General features: G+C 36.7%; 16 protein-coding genes and 1 tRNA gene. 7 read left to right on the top strand and 10 right to left on the bottom strand.

Translation table 11 applies throughout. The annotated features are described in order from the left end of the window. Nucleotides 1–13 precede the first annotated feature (13 nt). The 3 genes from EKM00_RS04390 to EKM00_RS04380 all read right to left on the bottom strand — a co-directional run bounded on the left by EKM00_RS04390 (nucleotide 14) and on the right by EKM00_RS04380 (nucleotide 3741). Nucleotides 14–1225, bottom strand: a complete 1212-nt coding sequence (locus EKM00_RS04390; RefSeq protein ID WP_126515359.1) for an MFS transporter — start codon at nucleotides 1223–1225, stop codon at nucleotides 14–16. 171 nt (nucleotides 1226–1396) lie between these two features. Next, nucleotides 1397–2437, bottom strand: coding sequence for a Gfo/Idh/MocA family oxidoreductase (locus tag EKM00_RS04385; protein ID WP_126515358.1), 1041 nt, complete (start codon nucleotides 2435–2437; stop codon nucleotides 1397–1399). 236 nt (nucleotides 2438–2673) lie between these two features. After that, nucleotides 2674–3741 (bottom strand): NADH:flavin oxidoreductase/NADH oxidase, encoded by a 1068-nt coding sequence (locus EKM00_RS04380; protein WP_126515357.1) that lies wholly within the window; start codon nucleotides 3739–3741, stop codon nucleotides 2674–2676. A 235-nt stretch (nucleotides 3742–3976) separates the two neighbouring features. Here EKM00_RS04380 and rseP point away from each other — a divergent pair, with 235 nt between their 5' ends. The 7 genes from rseP (at nucleotide 3977) to EKM00_RS15055 (ending at nucleotide 13011) form a co-directional block, all read left to right on the top strand. After that, nucleotides 3977–5320: an RIP metalloprotease RseP gene (rseP, locus tag EKM00_RS04375; RefSeq protein WP_126515356.1), complete on the top strand. Its 1344-nt coding sequence runs from the start codon at nucleotides 3977–3979 to the stop codon at nucleotides 5318–5320. A gap of 138 nt (nucleotides 5321–5458) precedes the next feature. Then, nucleotides 5459–5532: transfer RNA gene (locus EKM00_RS04370), tRNA-Asn, on the top strand. 565 nt (nucleotides 5533–6097) lie between these two features. After that, entirely contained in the window at nucleotides 6098–7741 is a 1644-nt protein-coding gene (locus EKM00_RS04365; protein WP_126515355.1) for an amidase family protein, read from the top strand. A gap of 471 nt (nucleotides 7742–8212) precedes the next feature. Continuing rightward, entirely contained in the window at nucleotides 8213–11434 is a 3222-nt protein-coding gene (locus tag EKM00_RS04360; RefSeq protein ID WP_126515354.1) for a WD40/YVTN/BNR-like repeat-containing protein, read from the top strand. Between the two features lie 295 nt (nucleotides 11435–11729). Next, on the top strand, nucleotides 11730–12119 hold the full coding sequence (locus EKM00_RS04355; RefSeq protein WP_126515353.1) for a Dabb family protein: 390 nt from the start codon (nucleotides 11730–11732) through the stop codon (nucleotides 12117–12119). A gap of 236 nt (nucleotides 12120–12355) precedes the next feature. Next, a complete protein-coding gene (locus EKM00_RS04350; protein WP_126515352.1) occupies nucleotides 12356–12556 on the top strand; it encodes a hypothetical protein in 201 nt (66 codons plus the stop codon). A gap of 329 nt (nucleotides 12557–12885) precedes the next feature. Next, nucleotides 12886–13011 (top strand): hypothetical protein, encoded by a 126-nt coding sequence (locus EKM00_RS15055; RefSeq protein ID WP_255416614.1) that lies wholly within the window; start codon nucleotides 12886–12888, stop codon nucleotides 13009–13011. Nucleotides 13012–13028: 17 nt separating this feature from the next. Here EKM00_RS15055 and EKM00_RS04345 read toward each other — a convergent pair whose 3' ends face one another. From EKM00_RS04345 to EKM00_RS04315, 7 genes are all read right to left on the bottom strand, one after another. Beyond that, entirely contained in the window at nucleotides 13029–13772 is a 744-nt protein-coding gene (locus EKM00_RS04345; RefSeq protein ID WP_126515351.1) for a tetratricopeptide repeat protein, read from the bottom strand. 73 nt (nucleotides 13773–13845) lie between these two features. Then, nucleotides 13846–15591, bottom strand: coding sequence for a BatD family protein (locus EKM00_RS04340; protein ID WP_126515350.1), 1746 nt, complete (start codon nucleotides 15589–15591; stop codon nucleotides 13846–13848). Between the two features lie 20 nt (nucleotides 15592–15611). Further along, complete coding sequence (locus EKM00_RS04335; RefSeq protein WP_126515349.1) at nucleotides 15612–16358, bottom strand: tetratricopeptide repeat protein; 747 nt, start codon at nucleotides 16356–16358, stop codon at nucleotides 15612–15614. A 46-nt stretch (nucleotides 16359–16404) separates the two neighbouring features. Then, entirely contained in the window at nucleotides 16405–17439 is a 1035-nt protein-coding gene (locus EKM00_RS04330; RefSeq protein ID WP_126515348.1) for a vWA domain-containing protein, read from the bottom strand. Nucleotides 17440–17567: 128 nt separating this feature from the next. Beyond that, the gene (locus EKM00_RS04325; RefSeq protein ID WP_126452135.1) at nucleotides 17568–18569 is read right to left on the bottom strand and encodes a vWA domain-containing protein; all 1002 of its coding nucleotides are present in this window, start codon (nucleotides 18567–18569) and stop codon (nucleotides 17568–17570) included. Next, nucleotides 18569–20197, bottom strand: coding sequence for a hypothetical protein (locus EKM00_RS04320; protein WP_126515347.1), 1629 nt, complete (start codon nucleotides 20195–20197; stop codon nucleotides 18569–18571). Before EKM00_RS04320 ends, EKM00_RS04325 begins: the two co-directional genes overlap by 1 nt. Before the next feature lie 17 nt (nucleotides 20198–20214). Then, entirely contained in the window at nucleotides 20215–21078 is an 864-nt protein-coding gene (locus EKM00_RS04315; protein WP_126457681.1) for a DUF58 domain-containing protein, read from the bottom strand. Between the last annotated feature and the right edge of the window lie 27 nt (nucleotides 21079–21105).

Raw genomic sequence — 21105 nt, 5'->3', positions numbered from 1 at the left:
ATCAAAAATTCAATTAGTCTATAGCTTTAATTCGGGATACCATCAGTGCTATCAAAAATCCAAAAATACCTATAAATGCGAATGAAAATCGCAGACTGGACAACTCAGCGATGTACCCTATAATAGGCGGACCCATCAAAAATCCAAGAAAGCTTACGCTGGAAACTGTGGTTAGGGCTACGCTGGGAGAAACGTTTGGTGTTTTCCCGGCAACACTATATACAGTAGGCACAATAGTAGAAACACCTAGTCCTACAAACATAAAAGCGAGGGTTGCGGGAATAATAAAAGGAAAAAGTACTGCTGTAAAAAGTCCTGCCGAAATCATGATACCACTTATTTGTAAGACTCTTTTTCTTCCAAATTTACGAATCAGTCCATCCCCTAAAAAACGCCCACCTGCCATCATAATCATAAAAGAAGTGTATCCTAAAATCACTAATGGTCCGGGTGCTTTGATAACATCTTTGAAATAAACGCCGCTCCAGTCAAACATAACACCTTCACTGGCCATGCAACAAAAGCCAATGACACCAAGCCAAATTAAACCGCTATCTGGTTTTGAAAACATTTTTTTCTTCTCGACTTGGATCGTTTCTTTGGCTTTGACCAAAAAATTATAATTAAATGCCATCATCAATAGTACTATTCCGGCAACAATCAAAAAATGAACATACGGAGTCAACTCAAATGCCAGCATACCCAATCCTACTAAAGCACCTGTAAATCCGGCAAAACTCCACATCCCATGAAAAGAGGACATAATTGTTTTTTTGAAAAGTACTTCTGTGTAAACACCCTGTGTATTCACGGCTATGTTAGACAAGTTTCCAAAAATTCCAAACACGAATAATCCCAATGACAATTGCCAAGCCGCAACAGCCAAGCCCAAGTTTGTCAAGCTAAAAACATAAAAAAGCAAGGAAAAAATCAAGATCCGATGACTGCCAAAACGAGTGACCAATTTACCGGAAAAAGGCATCACCACCAGTTGTCCTAGTGGCAAAGCAAATAAAATACTCCCTAAATCCCCTTCGCTTAGGTCCAATGCTGTTTTAATATCCGGAATTCGGCTGGCCCAAGTAGCAAAACACAAACCCATACCAAAATAGAACATAGAAACTGCCCAACGAATTCTTTTCAGATACGAAATCTTAGCATCTTTATATGTTTTCTTGAATTTAGCTTTCGTTTTTGACCTTCCTAAAAAGTTTAAATCTATCAAAGTGATTTGTTTTAGAATTTTATTGTGCCAAAATTACAAAAAGCAACGATTGGTTGTGTCAAAACAACACATTTGATGCGAGCTACAACGTTATTGTTCATAAAAAGTAATTCCCGCGAATTCACTAATTTTCACAAAAGTTTAAAAAAATTAGCGAATTCGCGGTAGATTTTATAGGTCAATTGCTTTTTTTTGAGCGCTACTCTCAATCGCCGCTTCAATAATTCGCATAACATGAACACCCTCTTGTGCCGTAACCGGTTCTATAGATTCATTTGTAATCGAATGATATACTCCGTCAAAAAAGTCATAATAATTCCCTTGAAGCGTAGGTGTGATTTCCTGAACCGTTTTGCCTTTTATTTCCGTGTGTAACAATCCTCTTTTTTCAATTGATTCCGTTCCCCAAACATCCAGATTGGGTTTCATTCCTAATTTTAATTCGTCTTCCTGTACATCGCCACGCGGTTTCAGGAATGACCCTTTTTTTCCATGAATAATATAAGCAGGAATCGCTTCCCGGACAAAAAAACCCGCTTTTAATCGGACACGAAAGTTAGAATAATACAGTAAAATATCGATATAATCATCAACCAAAGAATGTTCCCGTGTGATCCGGATGTCAGCAAAAACAGATTGTGGCAATCCAAACAAGCACAAGGCCTGATCGATTAAATGTGGCCCTAAATCCTTGAGAATTCCAGCACCGGAATTGGCGGTTTCTTTGTGTTGTTTTGGACTCAAAAGCGGATTGTACCGATCAAAATGGATTTCTGCTTCTACAAGATCGCCTAAGACTTTCTCTGAAATGATTTTTTGTACGGTTTTGAAATCGCTGTCCCATCGTCTGTTTTGAAAAACAGCAAGCTTCAGTCCTTTTTCTTTGGCGATGGCCGCTAATTCCTGCGCTTGGGCAACGGTTGTGGTAAAGGCTTTCTCGACAATGGCGTGTTTCCCAGCGAGCAACACTTTTTTAGCATATTCGTAATGTGTCTCTACGGGGGTATTGACTACCACCAGATCAAGATCATCCTCTAATAGCTCTTCCATCGTGGCATAACTTTTCACCGAAGGATAATCTTGATGAATCAATTTTTTACTTCGTTCCCAAGAACCAAGCAGCTCAAATCCGGGATGAAATTCTAAAAAAGGAGCATGAAATACTTTTCCGGACATTCCGTAGGAAAGCAAAGCTGTTTTTATTTTTTGCATGGTAGTAATTTTCAAATTATTGGCGTATTGTTTTTAAACATGTAAGTCCTGTACGTTTTTAAAATTTAGAGGAGTACTATAAATTCTTCTCAACTCATTATCTTTTCAAAATAAAGATTCTTGTTTTTTTAAGCATTTAATGAATTTAAGTTCATAGAAGAATTAAAATGCCTTTATACAGTGTCACTTTATACTTTTTAAAAGTAAAACGTATTTGACTTACCTGTTTCAAAATCTTACTTTTTAGCTCTTTCGTATTGTTTTGGCCATTCGATCTCCGCCTTCAAGTCATGGGCAAATGTCAATCCTAAATTTGGATTTCTCAGGGACTCTCTGGCAAATAACACTAAATCCGCTTTACCTGAAGCAACAATCTCCTCGGCTTGGGCGGCAACAGTGATTAAACCTACGGCGCCAGTCCGGATTCCGGTTTCTTTTTTTATGCTTTCTGCAAAAGGGACTTGGTAATTTGGTCCCAACGGAATTTGTTGGTGCGAAACTAATCCTCCCGAAGAAACATCAATCAAGTCCACTCCTTTTTCTTTTAGTATTTTCGAAAGTTGTACAGATTCCGCAGCATTCCACCCGCCTTCTGCCCAGTCTGTTGCTGAGATTCTAACGAATAAAGGCAAGTTTTCCGGCCACTCAGCTTGAACTGCTACAACGACTTCGAGTGTCAATCGAATTCGGTTTTCGAAACTTCCACCGTATTCATCGGTTCTAAAATTAGACAAAGGCGAAAGAAACTGATGCAACAAATACCCGTGTGCGGCATGGATTTCCATCACTTGAAAACCTGCTTGAAGCGCTCTTTTTGTGGCTGATTTAAAGTCGGAAACTACTTTTTGAATTCCTGTTTGGTCTAGTGCAATTGGTATTGCTTCATTGTCATGATAGGCTACAGCACTTGGCGCTACTGGATCCCAACCGTCTTGTATTTTAGCTACTTTTCTACCTCCGTTCCATGGTGATGCGGCGCTGGCTTTTCTTCCGGCATGTGCCAATTGGATTCCGGGAATTGAATTCTGACTGATGATAAATTGATTAATTTGCTGTATTTTTTCGATTTGTTCGTCTTTCCAAAGTCCCAAATCGCCCGGAGAAATCCTGCCTTCTGGAGAAACCGAAGTCGCTTCCTGAATGATTAATCCTGCGCCTCCGCTGGCGCGACTTCCCAGATGCACAAGATGCCAATCATTAGCAAAGCCATCATGAGCAGAATATTGGCACATAGGAGAAATTGCAATTCTATTTTTAAGCGTGATGCTTTTTATTTGGAGTGGCGAAAATAATTGAGATGACATAGTAGTAATTTAAGTATGTAATTAAAATAAAGACAAAGGGAATTTCCTTTTAAAAAAAGTAAAGTTACGGGACAGCAGCGAAACGAGGGACTGAATTTTCATTAATTAACAAACATTTAAAACGGTATGGAACAATTATTGCGAATTAAACAAATAGAAAACCTTACTTTTGTGAGTTGTAAAAATTAAATTAATAAGAGGATTAGATTGCTTCGTTCCTCGCAATGACAAATAAATGGACATAGTTATCAAGCTTTCTCAATTTTTATTGAGCTTATCATTACTGATTATACTTCACGAATTAGGACATTTCATTCCTGCTAAATTGTTTAAAACCAGAGTCGAAAAATTCTACCTATTTTTTGATGTCAAATATTCCCTTATCAAAAAGAAAATTGGCGAAACTGAATACGGTATCGGATGGTTGCCTCTTGGCGGTTATGTGAAAATTTCCGGAATGATTGATGAAAGCATGGACAAGGAACAAATGGCCTTGCCTCCGCAACCCTGGGAATTTCGCTCTAAACCGGCTTGGCAACGTTTGATTATTATGTTGGGAGGCGTTACCGTAAATTTTATTTTGGCTTTCATTATATATATCGGAATGGCATTTGCTTATGGCGATATTTTCATAGCAAATGCGGATTTGAAAGATGGTTTATTGATTGAAAATAAAGCGATGCAAAATGTTGGTTTCAAAACCGGTGATCATATTTTATCTGTTGATGGTGAAAAAATTACCCGATTTGACAATGATCTAACCATGAAGGTTATTATGGCAAAACAGATTCTTATTGAAAGAAATGGTGCGGAACAAGCAATCAAAATGCCAAATGACTTTGTAGACCAATTGTCAAAACAGGAAAAAGTACCATTGGTATCGATCCGAATGCCGTATGCAATAACATCTATCTCCGAAGGATCTTTGAACACTGCCCTGCAACCTAAAGATATTATTACTTCATTAAACGGACAGTCCACAAAATATTTTGACCAAGTAAAATCTGTTTTAGAAAAAAACAAGAATAAAACAATTGCAGCCACTGTTTTAAGAGATGAGAAAGAGATCAAAGTACCTGTTATTGTTTCTAGCAATGGAGAATTAGGGATTACTGTTGGGTCATTAGGAATGGCTTCACTTGAAAAACTGGGCTATTACAAAATTAGCAAACAAGAATTTGGTTTCTTAGAATCTATTCCGGTCGGGATTACTAAAGGAAAAGATCAATTAGTAGGATACGGAAAACAGTTGAAAATGATTTTCAATCCGGAGACTAAAGCCTACAAACAAGTGGGAGGTTTCAAAGCCATATTCGACATTTTTCCTAATACTTGGAGCTGGGAAGTGTTCTGGAACATCACGGCATTGTTATCCATAATGCTAGGTGTAATGAACTTATTGCCTATTCCGGCACTTGATGGAGGTCACGTTATGTTTTTATTATATGAAATCATCAGTGGTAAAAAACCAAGTGACAAATTCCTAGAGAATGCGCAAATGGTTGGTTTCGTATTACTTATAACACTGTTACTATTTGCTAACGGAAACGACATTTACAAGGCAATTGTAGGGAAGTAAAAAAAATTAAAAAAAGTTTTATTTTTGCTTGCAGAAATCAAATTAAGCCCTATATTTGCACCGCTTTACAAGTGAAATAAACTTCATTAATAAGCACACAAAAACGTTCATTTCTTACCAGAATAAAAATATACAGTTTCCTTCTTAGCTCAGTTGGTTAGAGCATCTGACTGTTAATCAGAGGGTCCTTGGTTCGAGCCCAAGAGAGGGAGCTTTTTAAAAAGACTTTACAGCAATGTAAGGTCTTTTTTGTTTTAAAGCAGTAATGAAAGCGGGACTTCATGGGGATTCAGTAGAAAAGAGCAAATTCTAGATTTTGCCAAGTTGCTAGGTTCGTTTATAAAAAAAAGGCACACTATTCGCTACCCATCTAAAATCTCGAGGTACCCATTTTATATTCTGACTTGTCATGCCAATTGTTTAACTCTAAAAAACGGAAACATGAATCAAGAAAAAACTACAATTCTAATGGTGCCTCTTGCCAAAAACCCACCTCCTTTTTTTGAAGAATCCTATCCTGCCTTTACCATAATATTACGCTAATAGTACATTAATTGTATATCTTTGAATTTCGATCACATGACTTATTATTTACAAGTAGGTTCGGGAATAAACAAAGACACTTAATCCTGTTTGAACTTGCAGATTTTAATATCTTTTCTTTCGAATATACATCCAACACCTTTTGTTGATAGTTGCTTCGATTAAGTAAATAGTGTAAAAACGAACTAGAACTGACCTAAAAAAAACCAATACATAACCCTAAATTTAGATTTAATGAAGAAAATTCTTTTCCTCTCTCTCTTTTTTATACTGGCTTGTAAGCCAACTCAAAAAACAGTTATTCCGGCATGGACCCCTTATGACGAAACCGAAGAACTAGCAAAAAATGCTACCAACGCATCAACAAAAATGCAATACAAATTGATCCAGTCAAAAATTCTGGATAAAAACACTATTTGGGAAAATATAGCACAACAGATAGGTGCTTTTTCCGAGGACGATTATCAAAGACTAAAATCTTTAATCTTAGAACAAAACATTCCCACCATTCAATCCCATATTCAATCTGGCAGCCTTAGCTATGAAACACTGACGCAGTGGTATTTATACAGAATTGTCAAATATGAAAATGATAAAGATAAGATGCTAAATGCAATTGTAGCTATTAACCCTGAAGCAGTTAATGAAGCACGAAAGAGAGATAAAAACAAATCCAATCACGACCATCCAATTTACGGTATACCAATACTTGTAAAAGACAATACAAACGTAAAGGGCATGCCTACCACCGCAGGAACGCATTTGCTACGCAACAATACCGCTGCAGATGCATTTATAATTACCCAAATAAAAGATAAAGGTGCTATTGTTTTAGGTAAAACAAACTTAAGCGAATGGGCTAATTTCCTTTTCCTGACTGGTCCTAATGGCTATAGTGCAGTGGGAGGGCAAACGCTTAATCCCTATGGACGGAAAATATTTGACACTGGTGGTTCGAGCTCAGGAAGTGGTGCTGCGGTAGCCGCTAATTATGCAGCGGCAGCAGTGGGAACTGAAACTTCAGGTTCTATTCTTTCTCCTTCGTGGCAAAATTCAATTATTGGTCTAAAACCAACTACTGGTTTATTGAGCCGAACGGGTATTATTCCAATCTCAAGTACATTAGACACGCCTGGGCCAATGACAAAAAATGTTATTGATAGTGGAATCCTTCTTTCGGCTATGAGTGGAGAAGACAATAATGATCCTGCAACCAAGAACAATCCAAAAAACATAAACTACCTCGATGATCTAAAGTCGGGAACGCTGCAAGGATTGCGATTTGGTGCCATTAAAAGCTTTTTAGGAGATTCAATTTATAAGCAGAGTATCAATACCATAATTAAGTTAGGTGGTATAGTCGTTGAATATGATCCAGAACCAATGAACTTCGACGGTTTTGGCACCATACTTAGTGCCGACATGAAAGTTGATCTCCCTAATTATTTGAATAAATACGCATCAAATGAACTTACTATCCGCTCTATTGCTGACATTATAGCGTACAATAAAAATGATTCGATACTAAAAATTCCCTACGGACAAGGGCGTTTTGAACAAATGCTAGCCGAAAACACTACTGAAGCAGAATTACTGCAAATAAAGGCCAAAATCAAAAAAGAAGGTGTCAATTTTTTTGAAAAACCGATGGTAAAATACCAACTCGACGCTATCTTATCCATAAACAATAATAACGCTGGTCATGCCGCTGCGGCCAACTACCCTTGCCTTACTATTCCTATGGGTTACAAAACAACGGGAGAGCCATGGGGCCTTACATTTATAGCCAGACCGTATCAAGAAGACAGCCTTTTAAAAATGGGATTTGCCTTTGAAAAAGCAACAAAACTTAGAAAATTACCGCAAGACTATAAATAGATTTAAAAGATTAAAATTAAAACTACCCGCATCTATTAAATCACTTGTACGTTGGCTACGACTTTAATTTAAAGCAAGAAGATGCAAAGCAAAATTGATCTTGAAAACATATAAAAAGTTAATCATCGAATAAATCACCCGAACTAGCCTCAATAGCTATCGGTAGAACCTTTTTAAAAAAGACTTTACAGTGATGTAAGGTCTTTATTGTTTTAAATTCACAATGAAATTAGGACCTCACCTAGTTCAAAGGTAAAAATAGAAAAATTTGTCGATAACCATTTTAACTTGTTTACAAATCTGTGCTTCCATGCAACGCCGTTTAACAACTACAATTACTACTAAATTAATTCTTATATTTGATAAATAACTAGGGATGTGTTTTTCCAATATGCAGTGTTTAAAACTAAAAATGGCACATCCTTATTGAAGTTTAAAATTTAATAACCACTAACCAATCTATTAAAACCTATGAACCAAACTTATTTTAAAAGAATTCAGTTGAGTATCGTTCTTGTCTTTTTTATAACACTTTCCACTAGCTTAGGTTATGCCCAAAAAAAGAATGTAAAAAACAAAACAACTTCAAATTTTGTCTCAGATAGCATATTTAATGCGCTTAAATGGAGAAATATCGGACCTTTCCGATCGGGAAGATCACTTGCGGTAGCAGGACATGCCAACCATCCTCTGACGTATTATTTTGGTTCAACAGGAGGTGGCGTTTGGAAAACAATTGATGGAGGAAATGAATGGTTTCCTATTTCTGATAGTATTTTTAAATCATCTGCTGTAGGCGCCATTACAGTTGCTCCATCTGATGCAAATGTGGTATATGTAGGAATGGGCGAAGCGGATATGAGATCCAATATCTCTTTTGGTGACGGAATGTACAAATCTGTAAACGGCGGAAAAACTTGGTCAAAATCTGGCCTCGATAAAGCGGATGCAATTGCTAATATCGAAGTACATCCAACTGATGCTAACATCGTTTTTGTTGCAGCAATGGGAAATCCTTTTAAATCTAATCCGGAACGCGGTGTTTACCGCTCACAAGATGGAGGAAAAACATGGCAATTAGTTCTTTCTAAAGATGAAAAAACGGGCGCCATGTGTGTTCGTATCGATCCTACCAATCCTAGAATTGTTTACGCAACGCTTTGGGAAGGGTATCGTAACGGTCATTCTATGTCATCAGGAGGAAAAGGATCTGGAATGTACAAATCTATTGATGGCGGTGATACTTGGAAATCGCTTAACGAAAAACCAGGAATGCCAGTTGGAATTCTCGGAAAAATGGGAATCGCTGTGTCTCCTGTAAATTCGAATCGCTTGTATGCTTTAATCGAAAATACAAAAGGCGGACTGTATCGATCTAACGATGCAGGCGAGCACTGGGAATTGATTAATGAAGATAAAAATCTTTGGCAAAGACCATGGTATTACATGAATTTACAAACCGATCCTAAAAACGAAAATGGATTAATTGTATTAAATGTAGACGCTTGGAAAACCAGTGATGGTGGTAAAAGCTTTAAAAAAATAAATGTCCGACACGGAGATACACATGATGTATGGATAAATCCTTTAAACCCAGATAACTTTATCATAGGCGATGATGGCGGTGGAGAAGTTACCTTTAATGGTGGGGAAACCTTCACGGAACTAGACACACCCACCGCTCAATTTTATCATGTATCAGTAGACAATGAATTCCCGTACAATATCTATGGAGCTCAGCAGGATAATTCTTCTATTCGGATTGCTTCTAGAACTAGTGGCAATAGTATAGGTCCTGAATCTTGGTACGCCGCTGCAGGTGGAGAAGCAGGATATATCGAGGCAGATCCAACGAATGCTGACATTACATACGGTGGCGAGTACGACGGTCAATTGAGTTCTTACAACAAAAAAACAGGCCAAAGAAAAGATATCTCTCCGTATCCAGAATCGAATATTGGGGCTCCTTCTTATGCTAAAAAATACCGTTTTCAATGGACGTACCCAATTGTTTTTTCGCCTCACAACCCAAAAAGAATGTATGTTACCTCTCAGGTTGTACACGTGACGGAAGATCAAGGTCATTCATTTGAAATTATAAGTCCTGATTTATCCCGAAATGATCCAAAAACTACAGGAGAAACGGGCGGACCAATAACTAAGGATCAAACAGGAGCGGAAGTATACGCTACTATATTCACCCTCTCAGAATCACCGCTAGAAAAAGGGGTAATTTGGACCGGATCTGATGACGGTTTAGTACATATCACTAAAAACAATGGGGCAAAATGGGAGAATATCTCATTACCAACAACAGTATTGCCTGACTTTTCTTTGATTAGTATGATTCACACTTCAGAACACGAAAAAGGAAAAGCATATTTAACAGCCAATAAATACATGTACGGCGATCGTACACCGTATATGTTCAAAACGGTTGATTATGGAAAAAGTTGGACTAAAATAACCAATGGGATTCCATCTGATGAATATTGCAGAGTATTGCGTGAAGATCCTAACAAACCTGGATTACTGTTTGCTGGTACTGAGCGAGGCGTTTATGTTTCCTTCAACGATGGGGATTCTTGGCAAAAACTAAACTTGAATCTACCGGTTACTCCTATTAGAGATTTAAGAATTCAAAAAAGAGAAAAGGATTTAATCGTTGCAACGCACGGCCGATCTTTTTGGGTATTAGATGATATTACGCCGCTTTATGAAATAAAAGACAAAACAGTAAAAGGAGACAAACACCTTTTCAAACCACGTCCTGCTTATAGAATGCAAGGCGGACAAAGCGATGACATGAGTTCAGGAACTAATGCCCCAAATGGAGTAATTGTTCGTTACTTTTTCAAGAAGAAACCTTCAACTGAGATAAAATTACAGTTTTTGACACCAAAAGGAGATACGATAAATACCTACTCTTCAACCAAAGACATGAAGGGTGAACCCATGAAAATTTCCAAGGAATTTTATCAAGATCCAAAAAAAGAGCAAGCGGGTTTCATCACCGCAAAAGCAGGTATGAATTCATTTGTATGGAACATGCGCTATCCAAATGCAACTGCAGTTGACGGAACTAATGTAATGTGGGCAGGGTCAGGTGTAGGTGCAAAAGTAGTACCGGGATCTTATATTGTTCGGTTAATTGAAGACAAAACTATTATTGCAGAAGCAGCTGTTGAAATCAAACTTGATCCTCGAATGACCACAAGTGATGCTGATTTAAAAGAGCAATTTGACTTGCACCAAAAAGTAAATAAAAAAGTCAATGAAGCTCATCTTGCGATTAACCAATTGCGAAAAATACGCACGCAAATTAATGGATACATAGCTACTGTAAAAGATACTGTGGCAGTCAATCAAATGAAAAAAATGACGAAATCGACTCTGGAAAATTTGGATAAAATTGAGTCATCATTAATGCAGCCAAAAGCTAAAGCACCACAAGATGTGTTAGCTTTCCCAATTCAATTGAACGATAAAATGGCTGGATTAGGATCCAATATTTCGTCATCGGAATCAAAACCAACCCGAAATGCTTATGTTGTTTATGAAGATTTAGCTATGAAAATAGATGCCGAACTCCAGAAAATAAAAGATATCGTGGATAACGATGTCAAGAAATTTAATGCTTTTGTAATGAAACAGCAAATTCCTGCCATTATTTTAGATAAGGAAATAAAATAATTAGATCGTATCAATCTTGTCAAATGGAGCGCAGTCGAGATTTAACTGCTAATCTGTCCCGAGGGGCGAGCCCAAGAGAGGAGCTTTTTAAAAAGACTTTACAGCAATGTAAGGTCTTTTTTGTTTTAAGGCTTTAGTGAAAGCCGGGCTTCATGGTGATTAATGAGAAAAACTATCTTGTTTTTGCAAAAACCGTTCTGTTTCAAAAACAGCAGTCATTCTCCTTTTAAAATTTGAGATAAATAGTGATCCTATTCTATTTTTAATTTAGATATTTACATTTAAAATTAATCAGATGATACGAAGACAGTTTATTGGTTCGGCAGCTTTAGTAGGTATTGCAGGTGTTTTTGGATTCACAAAACACTCCAATGAAAAAAATTTAATACACCATGTGTTTTTTTGGTTAAAGAACCCCCAATCGGAAGAAGATAAACAGCAATTGATTTCCGGCTTGAAAACTTTAGCAGCAATTCCAACGGTTCGCCAATTTCATTTGGGTATATTAGCTTCTACGGAAAAACGGGAAGTAGTAGACACTTCTTGGGACGTTTCAGAGCTGTTATTTTTTGATGATGAAGCGGGTCAAAAAATATATCAGGACCACCCTATTCATCAGGATTTTGTAAAAAACTGTTCCCATCTTTGGGAGAAAGTTTTGGTTTATGATGCAATAGACTTATAGGCCTTGAATCTTGAGATATTAGATCAAATACTTTTACCATAATTAAGAGATTCTAAACAAAAATTAATGAATTCTTATTTTTTTCAGCCATTACAATTTTCTACTTTACCATTTTTGCAATAATCTTTTTTGCTTGATTTGAATTACCCCAGCTTGCGATTTCGTGCAAAACAGGCATTAAGCTTTTCCCTTTAGCAAATGAAAATGTAATTCCAGATTTAGATATTGGAAATTATTTGAATAACATTCGTCGGGAAAAATTATTTATTGTTGAGCAAAAACTTGTTGATGGCAAAATTTTTGAAATAGAAAGATCATATTATTTAGCAGAAGTAGAAATTGGAAATAAAGTATCTATAAACAATGAGGTTATTAAAGACGGCTCATATCAAATAAGCAACGAAAAAAAATATATGAAGTCAAAAACAATACAATAATACAGATTTTTACAGTTAACATTTACAAAACTTCTTCTGAAACAGAAATTACAGTACATCAAAAAAATTACTGGGAGATATCAAAAGGTGATAGCGTTTTTATAAACTCTGAAATTGCAGAAAGTCAATCATTAAAACTTACGAAAGGGACAGTTTTATTAGTTCATGATGGTAAAATTAACCAAATAAAATGGAAAACAATTTTTCATAATTTACTGTATTTATTTCTGCATTAAATTCTTACTAAGCTTCAGAGTAAATTGGGCATTTAATCACAATAATACTTATGTCATGGGGTGATTATGTTTTTAAAGTTTCAATATAAAAACATGAGACAAATATTAAATGCCAACTGTAGAATTTGCAATTTTGAAATTGATTTTAAATATGGTGGCGGTCAGTTTAATTACCATGAAAACCACCCTGTTCCTGCTATAAATAAAGAAACTGGATAATTTGAAACCGGGAACTATTATTTCACTTCCTTAATTGCACTGCTCTCTATCCAGCCTTCGGTTCCATCCGTTAGTTGCACTTTTTTCCATTTTTCGATGACTTCCTTCACATAAACTTTAGTCCCTTCATGCAGCACAAAAATAGATTTACCGCCATTTCTGGGTTCGCTTTTCACATTCGCCATTTCGGCAAAAACAATGGCTGGTTTTTCGGTATCAAAATGACTTTTCTCAATAATAGCTGCGACCAGCGTCATTAGTAAAAGAAAAACAGCCAGAAACATTCCAAAAAAGAAAATCCGTTTAGGAAGTGTTCTTTGTAAAAAATAGTACCCGATAAAAAACAACAAAAAAGCGGCAGCCAATCCTACAGAAACCCATCCCCAGGTATTATAATGATAAATTCCCGTGAAATCACGAACTAATTTTGCAAAACCTACTTTTGGGATTACTTTAATTTCATCAATTGTTCTTTTTTGAGCGAATTTCAGGTTGTTAATACTTCCTTGATCGTTTGGATTGAGCACTAATGCTTTTTCATAATTGTAGATCGAAGGCGCAACCTGATTCAATTTATAATAGGCATTTCCTAAATTAAAATACAATTCCGAAGAGTGCTGCTGGGTTTTCAAAACACTTTCATAGGCAGCCACGGCTTCAGTGTACTTTGCCTTTTCATAATACGCATTCCCTTTTTCAAAGCCGTTTTGGGCAAAGAAAAACTGAGTTGAAAGTAAAAGTATGTATAGTATATTTTTCATCATTATCTTTTTTTGCAACGAGGGCACAAAGGCTCATAGTGTATTTACTCAAAAATTAATTTTAGTGCTTTTATTAAGTAATCTGTTTTTCCAACGCAGCGATGATATAAACTGCTTTATCAAAATCCTGTTGTATTGTAACACTGGATGAAGGTGCATAACGGGCCACTTCACAATTTTCAGTAAGCGCAATAAAATCGTTTACAGCTTCTGGTTTTGCATTTCGGGACAACAATAATTCCTGAATATTATTCTTGCTCATTTCAGAGGTTTCAATGTGTAATTTTGCCTTCAGGAAATTATGCATCGCTTTCTCCAGTGCAATGTAAAACAGTTCTTTGTTATTGATTTGTTTCTTGGCCACTGATAAATATTTCTTGGCCAGTCTATTATTCATTCGGATTCTGTTTCCGGAAATATCGCCATCCATAGCTTCCTTTTTCTTTTTGAATAACACAATTATTGGAACCAATAAAAAAGGCAGTACTAACAATCCAATAAACAAATTCGATCCAAAGAAATCCTCTTTATCAATGGTAACCAGATTGGTTTTTGACTTGATCGTTTTAAATTCTTCAACCGCTGCAATTTTATTTTTATTTCCAGCTGTAGCGGAAGAATCTGCCGGAGAAGGGCCATCAAGAATATGGATCATGATCTCTGGAGAACGGAGTGTTTTATACGTACGGGAATCCAAATCAAAATAAGAAAACAGCATTGGTTTTACTGGATAATTCCCTCTGTATTGCGGAATTATAGTATAACTGTCTGACATTTTTCCGCTCATACCGGAAAGTGGTGTACTGATGTCTTCGCTGTGAACGGCATCATACATTTCCAGCGCATTTGGCACAACTGGTTTTGGCAAACTGAACAATTTTAGATTCCCTTTTCCGGTTACGCTGACAACAAGATCCAGACTTTCTCCGTTTTTTAAATCGGTTTTAGACGGTGTGACTTTGAAGTCGAAACTTCCAACCGCTCCGGTAAAATTTTCTGGTTTTCCAGACTCGGGTAGTGGTTTAACAGTAATGGTTTTGGCCCCGGCCGAAACTCTTTGGGTCGTTTCCGTTAGTACCATTCGACCAAACATATCCCTTTGGTTCGTTGGTAACTGCACATCAACTGCTAATGATAGGGGCTCGATCTTAAGTTTTCCTGATTTTTGCGGATATAGCACTACTTTTTTCAGCACGATATAGCGATAATTTTGGCCTTTAAACATCCCCTCTTCGGCAGCAAGCTGTTTTATTTCAATATTTTGACTCCAAAAATCATTGTATTTTGGCTTGGTCAGTTCTCCTAAATTTGAGATGCCAATATTTGCAAAATACAATTTGTACACGACCGTAATGGGTTCGTTGATGTACGGATTTGTTTTAGACACATCGGCAACAAGATATAAGTTTTCATCCGCAGGCACTTGTGAATCGTTTGGATCTATGGGTTGTTGCGTAGCCTCAGTAACATTTATTTTTACTGGTGCTGTCTTATAAATTTGACCATTAAACTCTATGGCTGCCTGCTTGATAACCAAGGTTCCTTTTTGATTTGGCAAAAGAATATATGAATAGACTTTCTCAAAAGAACTTCTACCGTTTACCCAGGACTGACTTACTTGCTGGCTGGGCCCGGCAACAATTCTAAATCCTTCAAATGAAGGCTTCACAAAATTATCCCCATCTACATTCATCATAAAATCAATACGCAACCTCTCATTTAAGCCCAACGTACTTTTGCTGACTTTGGCCTCAAACTGAACCTGAGCATTAAGGGAGCTGCACACCAATAAAACGATTGCTGCTATATATTTTTTCATTTTCAAACTGTCTAATTGAATTACCAATCCTTCTCCGTTTTAACTGGTTTTCCTTTTACTTTCTGGGCATTCACCTTATCCTGAACCTTCTTTTCTTCTCTATTTACAGCATCTAGTAAATTTTCCAGACGCTGCTTGGAGATACCTCCAGGTGCTGGTTTTGGCTCCCCATTTTCATTGGGTTTTGGCTCATTTTTATCTTTGTCCTGATCGCCTTTATCGTCTTTTTTATCTTCCTCTTTTTTGTCTTTCTTCTCGTCCTTTTTATCGTCTTTCTTGTCTTTATCTTTCTTGTCGTCTTTTTTCTTGTCATCCTTTGGCGGATTGTCTTTCAGCATTTTTTTGGCCAAAGCAAAATTATAACGGGTTTCCTCATCGGTTGGGTCATTTCGCAAGGCGTTTTTATACGCTTCTACCGCCTGAGTATAATCCTTTTCATTCATGAATACATTTCCCAAATTATGCAGGGCTCTGTGTTTTTGAGGTCTCGTTTTTGAATTTTTAAATGCTTTGGCGTACGCAAATTTGGCTTCTCCAGACTGCTTTTGCTTGTAAATACTATTTCCAAGATTGAAGGACGCAGCGGTACTATTAGGGAATTTTGAATCCGAAATTCTGTAATTAGCCTCTGCCTCTGCGAATTTGTTTTCCGCATATTCTGCATTTGCTTTAGGCAAAATTCGGTCTTTTTGTTGTGCGTACAAACCGGCCGTTCCGCAGAAAGCAATCATTAAAAAAGCAATTATGATAATTTTAAATCTTTTCATTTATTGTATCTATAAATCCAGAAGGTTAAGAACCTTTAGGAAATAATTATTTATTTTCGTTAAATAAATTCAATTTCTTAACCCAGCTTGTTTTTCTCTCCAACAGAAAGACATCCACAAATAACAGCAAGAAGGCAAACCCCAAAAACCATTGAAATTGCGATTGAAAATCCGCCATTTCCGTCGCTTCAAATTCGGTTTTTTGAATATTATCCAAAGCATTCTTGATGTGCTCCAGCACTTCTTTGGTATTATTTCCGTTTACATAGCCTCCTTTTGTGGCTTTTGCAATGGCTTCTAAACTGGTCTGATTAAGTTTAGTGATCACGACTTCATTGTTATTGTCTTTTTGAAAACCTGTTACAACACCGTTTCTTTTCAATGGGATTGTAGCTCCTTTTTCGGTTCCAATTCCTACTGTAATGATTTTCATTCCCAATTTATTGGCTTCTTCAGCAGCACTTTCGGCTCCTTCAGAATGATCTTCCCCATCAGAAATCAGAATCAATAATTTGCTGGTCTTACTTTTATCGTCAAAATAAGTGGATGATAATTTTATGGCTTCATCCAGCGATGTTCCCTGCGAAGAAACCATTTCGGTATTCATGCTTTGCAAAAACATCTTGGCCACTCCATAATCCGTAGTGATTGGCAAAACCGGAAAAGCACTTCCGGCATACGCCACAATACCTATCCTATCGCTTCCTAGCTGGTTGATGATTTGTGAGACAATTTGCTTGCTTTTGTCCAATCGATTGGGCGCAACATCTTCAGCTAGCATACTTTTAGAAACATCCATTGCAAAAACAATGTCAATCCCTTCCCGTTTTACGGTTTCCATCTTGGTGCCAATCTTTGGGTTTACCAAAGCAAAAATCAGTCCAAGAAAAGCTAAAATCAGCACGACTATTTTTAATACTGGCTTAAAAACGGAACTTTCCGGACTTAATTTTTTTACCATTTCTAAATCTCCAAACTCGCGCTGTTTCTTTCTTTTCCAATATAAATTGGCCAGAAAAACCAACACTAAAAGAGGCAGTATAAAAAGAAGGTATAAATATTTTTTTTCGTCTAATTCCATTTTTAATTTTAGATTTATGAATTTTGATCTTAGATTTTACCCTAAATCAAAATTCTAAACTTGGTAATTCTAATTCCAATATTCCAGTTCGTGCTCCCTTCCCTTCGGGGAGGGCTGGGGTGGGGATTTTATATAAAGCTTTTAAAAACTGTATTCCTTAGTCCCACTTCCAGCAACAACAAAAAACCGGCGAACCATATAAAAGGCCTGAATTTTTCATCGTAATCATAGAATTTTAATTCTTCTATTTCTGTAGTTTCCAGTTTATTGATGGAGGCATAAATTTCGGCAAGCTTGCTATTGCTGGTGGCTCTAAAATATTTTCCGTCCGTTTTTCTGGCAATACTTTTCATTAATTGTTCGTCAATTTCCACTTTCATCATTTGGAATAAAAACGTTCCATTAGGTGCTATTTTATAGGGAAACATGGCCATTCCGTTAGTTCCAATTCCTACTGTGTATACTTTTATTCCATATTGCTTGGCGATGTCTGAGGCTGTTTCCGGCTCAATGAATCCGGCATTATTCACACCATCTGTCAAAAGAATAATTACTTTACTTTTGGCTTTACTGTCTTTTAATCGGTTTACGGCAGTGGCTAATCCCATCCCAATTCCGGTTCCGTCCTGCAAAACAGTATCGTATTTTATACTGCTAATCGCATTCAGGATTACTGCTTTATCGCTGGTCACCGGTGTTTTTGTGTACGCTTCCGAGGCATACACCACTAATCCTATTCTGTCATTTGGTCGTTCTTTAACAAAATCAGCTGCGACTCTTTTCAATGCTTCCATTCGGTTTGGTTTCAAATCTTTGGCCAGCATACTCCCAGAAACATCCATTGCCATAACAATATCAATTCCTTTAGTTGTTTTTGTTCTACTGCTTACATCCACCGTTCTTGGCCTGGCCATGGCAACAATTAAAGAACACAATGCCAAAACCCGTAATACATTCAACAGTGGCTTTAACTTTGTCAAATACGACTCTGCGCCTTTAAATCCTGCTATAGAACTAATTTTTAATGTTGCGATCTGTTCGTTTTTTGTCCAAAGCAACCAAACAATCACAACTGGAATCAGTAGAAACAGCCAAAAAAATTCTGGGTTCAAAAAAGTTATTTTATCCATTATTTACTTGCTTGTTTTAATTCGACCGAGTTCAAAACTCGTTCTGATATTTCATTGCCATAGGTATCTCCTTCTTCATGAAAAAGTAAAATTTGTTGTAATCCACCTTCCTGACTGAACAGTACTGCTTCATAGTACATTTTTACACCTGTCGTATCACCGCCATCAACTTGGGAAAAAGTGCCGTAGGCTTTAATCCCTTTGACCCCTTCTTTGGTTTCAAATTCTTCTTGTTTAACAATCATATTTTGAGCTCCTTGGGATTCTAATGATTGCAATATCCCGTCCATCGATTTAGCCAAATCAATTTGCGTTTCTGCTTTGAATTTTAACGTAGAAACCATCACATAAAAACGATCTAAAACACTACCATACACAAACGATTGCATCTCTTTAATCAATGCCATTCCATTTTTAGGAAGCGTTTTAGTCAGATCTATTCTCTTGAGTACTTTTGGTGTTTCTATGATAATTCCTGGATTTCCATATTCACTTTTTACCCATTCGCCTTCTAACAATTCTTTTGTAGGATGACCAATGATATTGTCTTTCACATAACTAAACCCTTTGGTAACAATAAAAAAAGTGGTGGTCGCTGCCAATAAAAATAGTACAATAGCGCTGGCCGTAAGAATCCGTTTATTTCTTTGTTTGCGCAACTGAATTTGAATTTGTTTTTGTCTTTGTGCTTCATTCAACAGTGTCTCTTCTGCTTCTGGAACTTCCAGCGGAATGGAGCTGTCCAGGGTTAAAATTGCTTTTTGAATTTTATTTCGGTCTTCGGTTATTTCAAAATCCAATGGTTTCGATTTGGCAAATTTCACTAAATCGGCTTGTTTCAAAACACGCTCCAGATTTTCGATAATTTCCTTCGAAAGCGTCATTTTCTTTTTGACAGAAGCCGCTCTAAGTCCAAGAATCAGCTCTGATGTAGTACTTTCCATGGCTGGAATTTCTATGGCTTCTTCAATATAATTTCGGGCAATATCAGTCAATTCGCTGTAATAGGCTTTGACTTCTCCTTTTTGCCAAAGTTCTTTTTTCTCCAAAGAATCTAGCAAACTAGTCGCTCTTTCTATAGGCGTTTTATAAATTTCTTTGTGTAGTTTTTTCTCTTGTCGTTTTTTAATAAACCAATAAATACAAGCTCCTATACCACCAATCAAAGCAACAATCAGCAGGTATTTCCACCAATCTCCAATTGAATTATCCGCAGGAGCAATGTCCTTGATGTCGTACATTTTTTGTTTCAAAGTATCCACTTGAACGTTCGCTACCTCAACCAAAAGCGAATCCGTAAAAAACGGTTTGCTGTTGATAAAAATCTTAATACTTGGAACCACATATCTGCCAGAATCAAATTGGGTCAACCCGTATTTCTTGATTAATTCATAACGGCCATCCATTTTGACCGTATCAATAGGATACGACTGAATCACCTCTAAAGCGCCAAGGTTTTTTAAGTTTGGAAAAATGACCTTAGACGAAGTATCAACAGTAGTTTTTATAGATAATTTAAATTCGGCACCAATTTTATTTTTAATTGTATCAATACTTGTGACTACTTGCTTTTGTTGTGCAAAAACAGCCGTAGAAAGCAGCAATAGTAGGTATAATTGTTTTTTCATCTTTTATTATTGAACCCTTATCTCGATTTAAAATAACTCAGCAATTTAGTCACATAACTTTCATCAACTCTTGTGTTTACCACACCTGAACCTGATTTACTGAATGTTTCTTTAAAATAGGTTACTTTATTATGGTACTGTTTTTCATAATTCATTCGCACTGCTTTCGAGCTGGTATTTATCAATTCAATTGCTCCGGTTTCGGCATCAAGCATAGAAACCATCCCTAAATTTGGCATTTTTTCTTCCCGAATGTCGTACACTCGAATCCCAGTTATATCGTGTTTTTTAGAGGCTATTTTTAATGTATGTTCATACTCTTCCGACATGAAATCAGAAATTACAAACACAATAGCTTTCTTTTTCTGGGTTCCCGATAAAAATTTTAAGGCTTGGGCAAGATCTGTTTTACGGCTTTTGGGCTGAAATTCGATCAATTCCCTGATGATGCGCAATACATGCGACCTTCCCTTTTTTGGGGGAATATACAATTCGATTGCGTCAGAAAACAAAATTAAACCTATTTTATCATTGTTTTGTGTGGCTGAAAAAGCCATTGTTGCCGCAATCTCCGTAACAATATCTTTCTTGAATTGATTTTTCGAACCAAAACTTTCTGATCCTGATATATCCACCATCAACATCATGGTCAATTCCCGTTCTTCCTCAAACACTTTTACGTGCGCTTCATTGTATCGCGCCGTAACATTCCAATCAATAGCACGAATATCATCTCCAAACTGGTATTGACGCACCTCGCTGAACGTCATTCCGCGCCCTTTAAAAGATGTGTGGTATTCCCCTGAAAAGATGTGATCGCTCAATCTTCGGGTTTTGATTTCTATTTTGCGTACTTTTTTTAAGAGGTCTTTTGTATCCATTTCTTTGGTAATTAGTGAGAAGTGAGT

This window comes from Flavobacterium sp. RSP15 (assembly GCF_003968755.1).
Classification (GTDB): Bacteria; Bacteroidota; Bacteroidia; order Flavobacteriales; family Flavobacteriaceae; genus Flavobacterium.
This window is presented reverse-complemented; position numbering and strand designations above follow the sequence as displayed.

Coding starts and splice junctions, on each gene's coding strand:
- EKM00_RS04380 (WP_126515357.1), bottom strand. CDS start 3,741: ATGTCATCTCAATTATTTTCGCCACTCCAAATAAAAAGCATCACGCTT.
- EKM00_RS04335 (WP_126515349.1), bottom strand. CDS start 16,358: ATGAAAAGATTTAAAATTATCATAATTGCTTTTTTAATGATTGCTTTC.
- EKM00_RS04345 (WP_126515351.1), bottom strand. CDS start 13,772: ATGAAAAATATACTATACATACTTTTACTTTCAACTCAGTTTTTCTTT.
- EKM00_RS04340 (WP_126515350.1), bottom strand. CDS start 15,591: ATGAAAAAATATATAGCAGCAATCGTTTTATTGGTGTGCAGCTCCCTT.
- EKM00_RS04355 (WP_126515353.1), top strand. CDS start 11,730: ATGATACGAAGACAGTTTATTGGTTCGGCAGCTTTAGTAGGTATTGCA.
- EKM00_RS04385 (WP_126515358.1), bottom strand. CDS start 2,437: ATGCAAAAAATAAAAACAGCTTTGCTTTCCTACGGAATGTCCGGAAAA.
- rseP (WP_126515356.1), top strand. CDS start 3,977: ATGGACATAGTTATCAAGCTTTCTCAATTTTTATTGAGCTTATCATTA.
- EKM00_RS04365 (WP_126515355.1), top strand. CDS start 6,098: ATGAAGAAAATTCTTTTCCTCTCTCTCTTTTTTATACTGGCTTGTAAG.
- EKM00_RS15055 (WP_255416614.1), top strand. CDS start 12,886: ATGAGACAAATATTAAATGCCAACTGTAGAATTTGCAATTTTGAAATT.
- EKM00_RS04325 (WP_126452135.1), bottom strand. CDS start 18,569: ATGGATAAAATAACTTTTTTGAACCCAGAATTTTTTTGGCTGTTTCTA.
- EKM00_RS04315 (WP_126457681.1), bottom strand. CDS start 21,078: ATGGATACAAAAGACCTCTTAAAAAAAGTACGCAAAATAGAAATCAAA.
- EKM00_RS04360 (WP_126515354.1), top strand. CDS start 8,213: ATGAACCAAACTTATTTTAAAAGAATTCAGTTGAGTATCGTTCTTGTC.
- EKM00_RS04320 (WP_126515347.1), bottom strand. CDS start 20,197: ATGAAAAAACAATTATACCTACTATTGCTGCTTTCTACGGCTGTTTTT.
- EKM00_RS04330 (WP_126515348.1), bottom strand. CDS start 17,439: ATGGAATTAGACGAAAAAAAATATTTATACCTTCTTTTTATACTGCCT.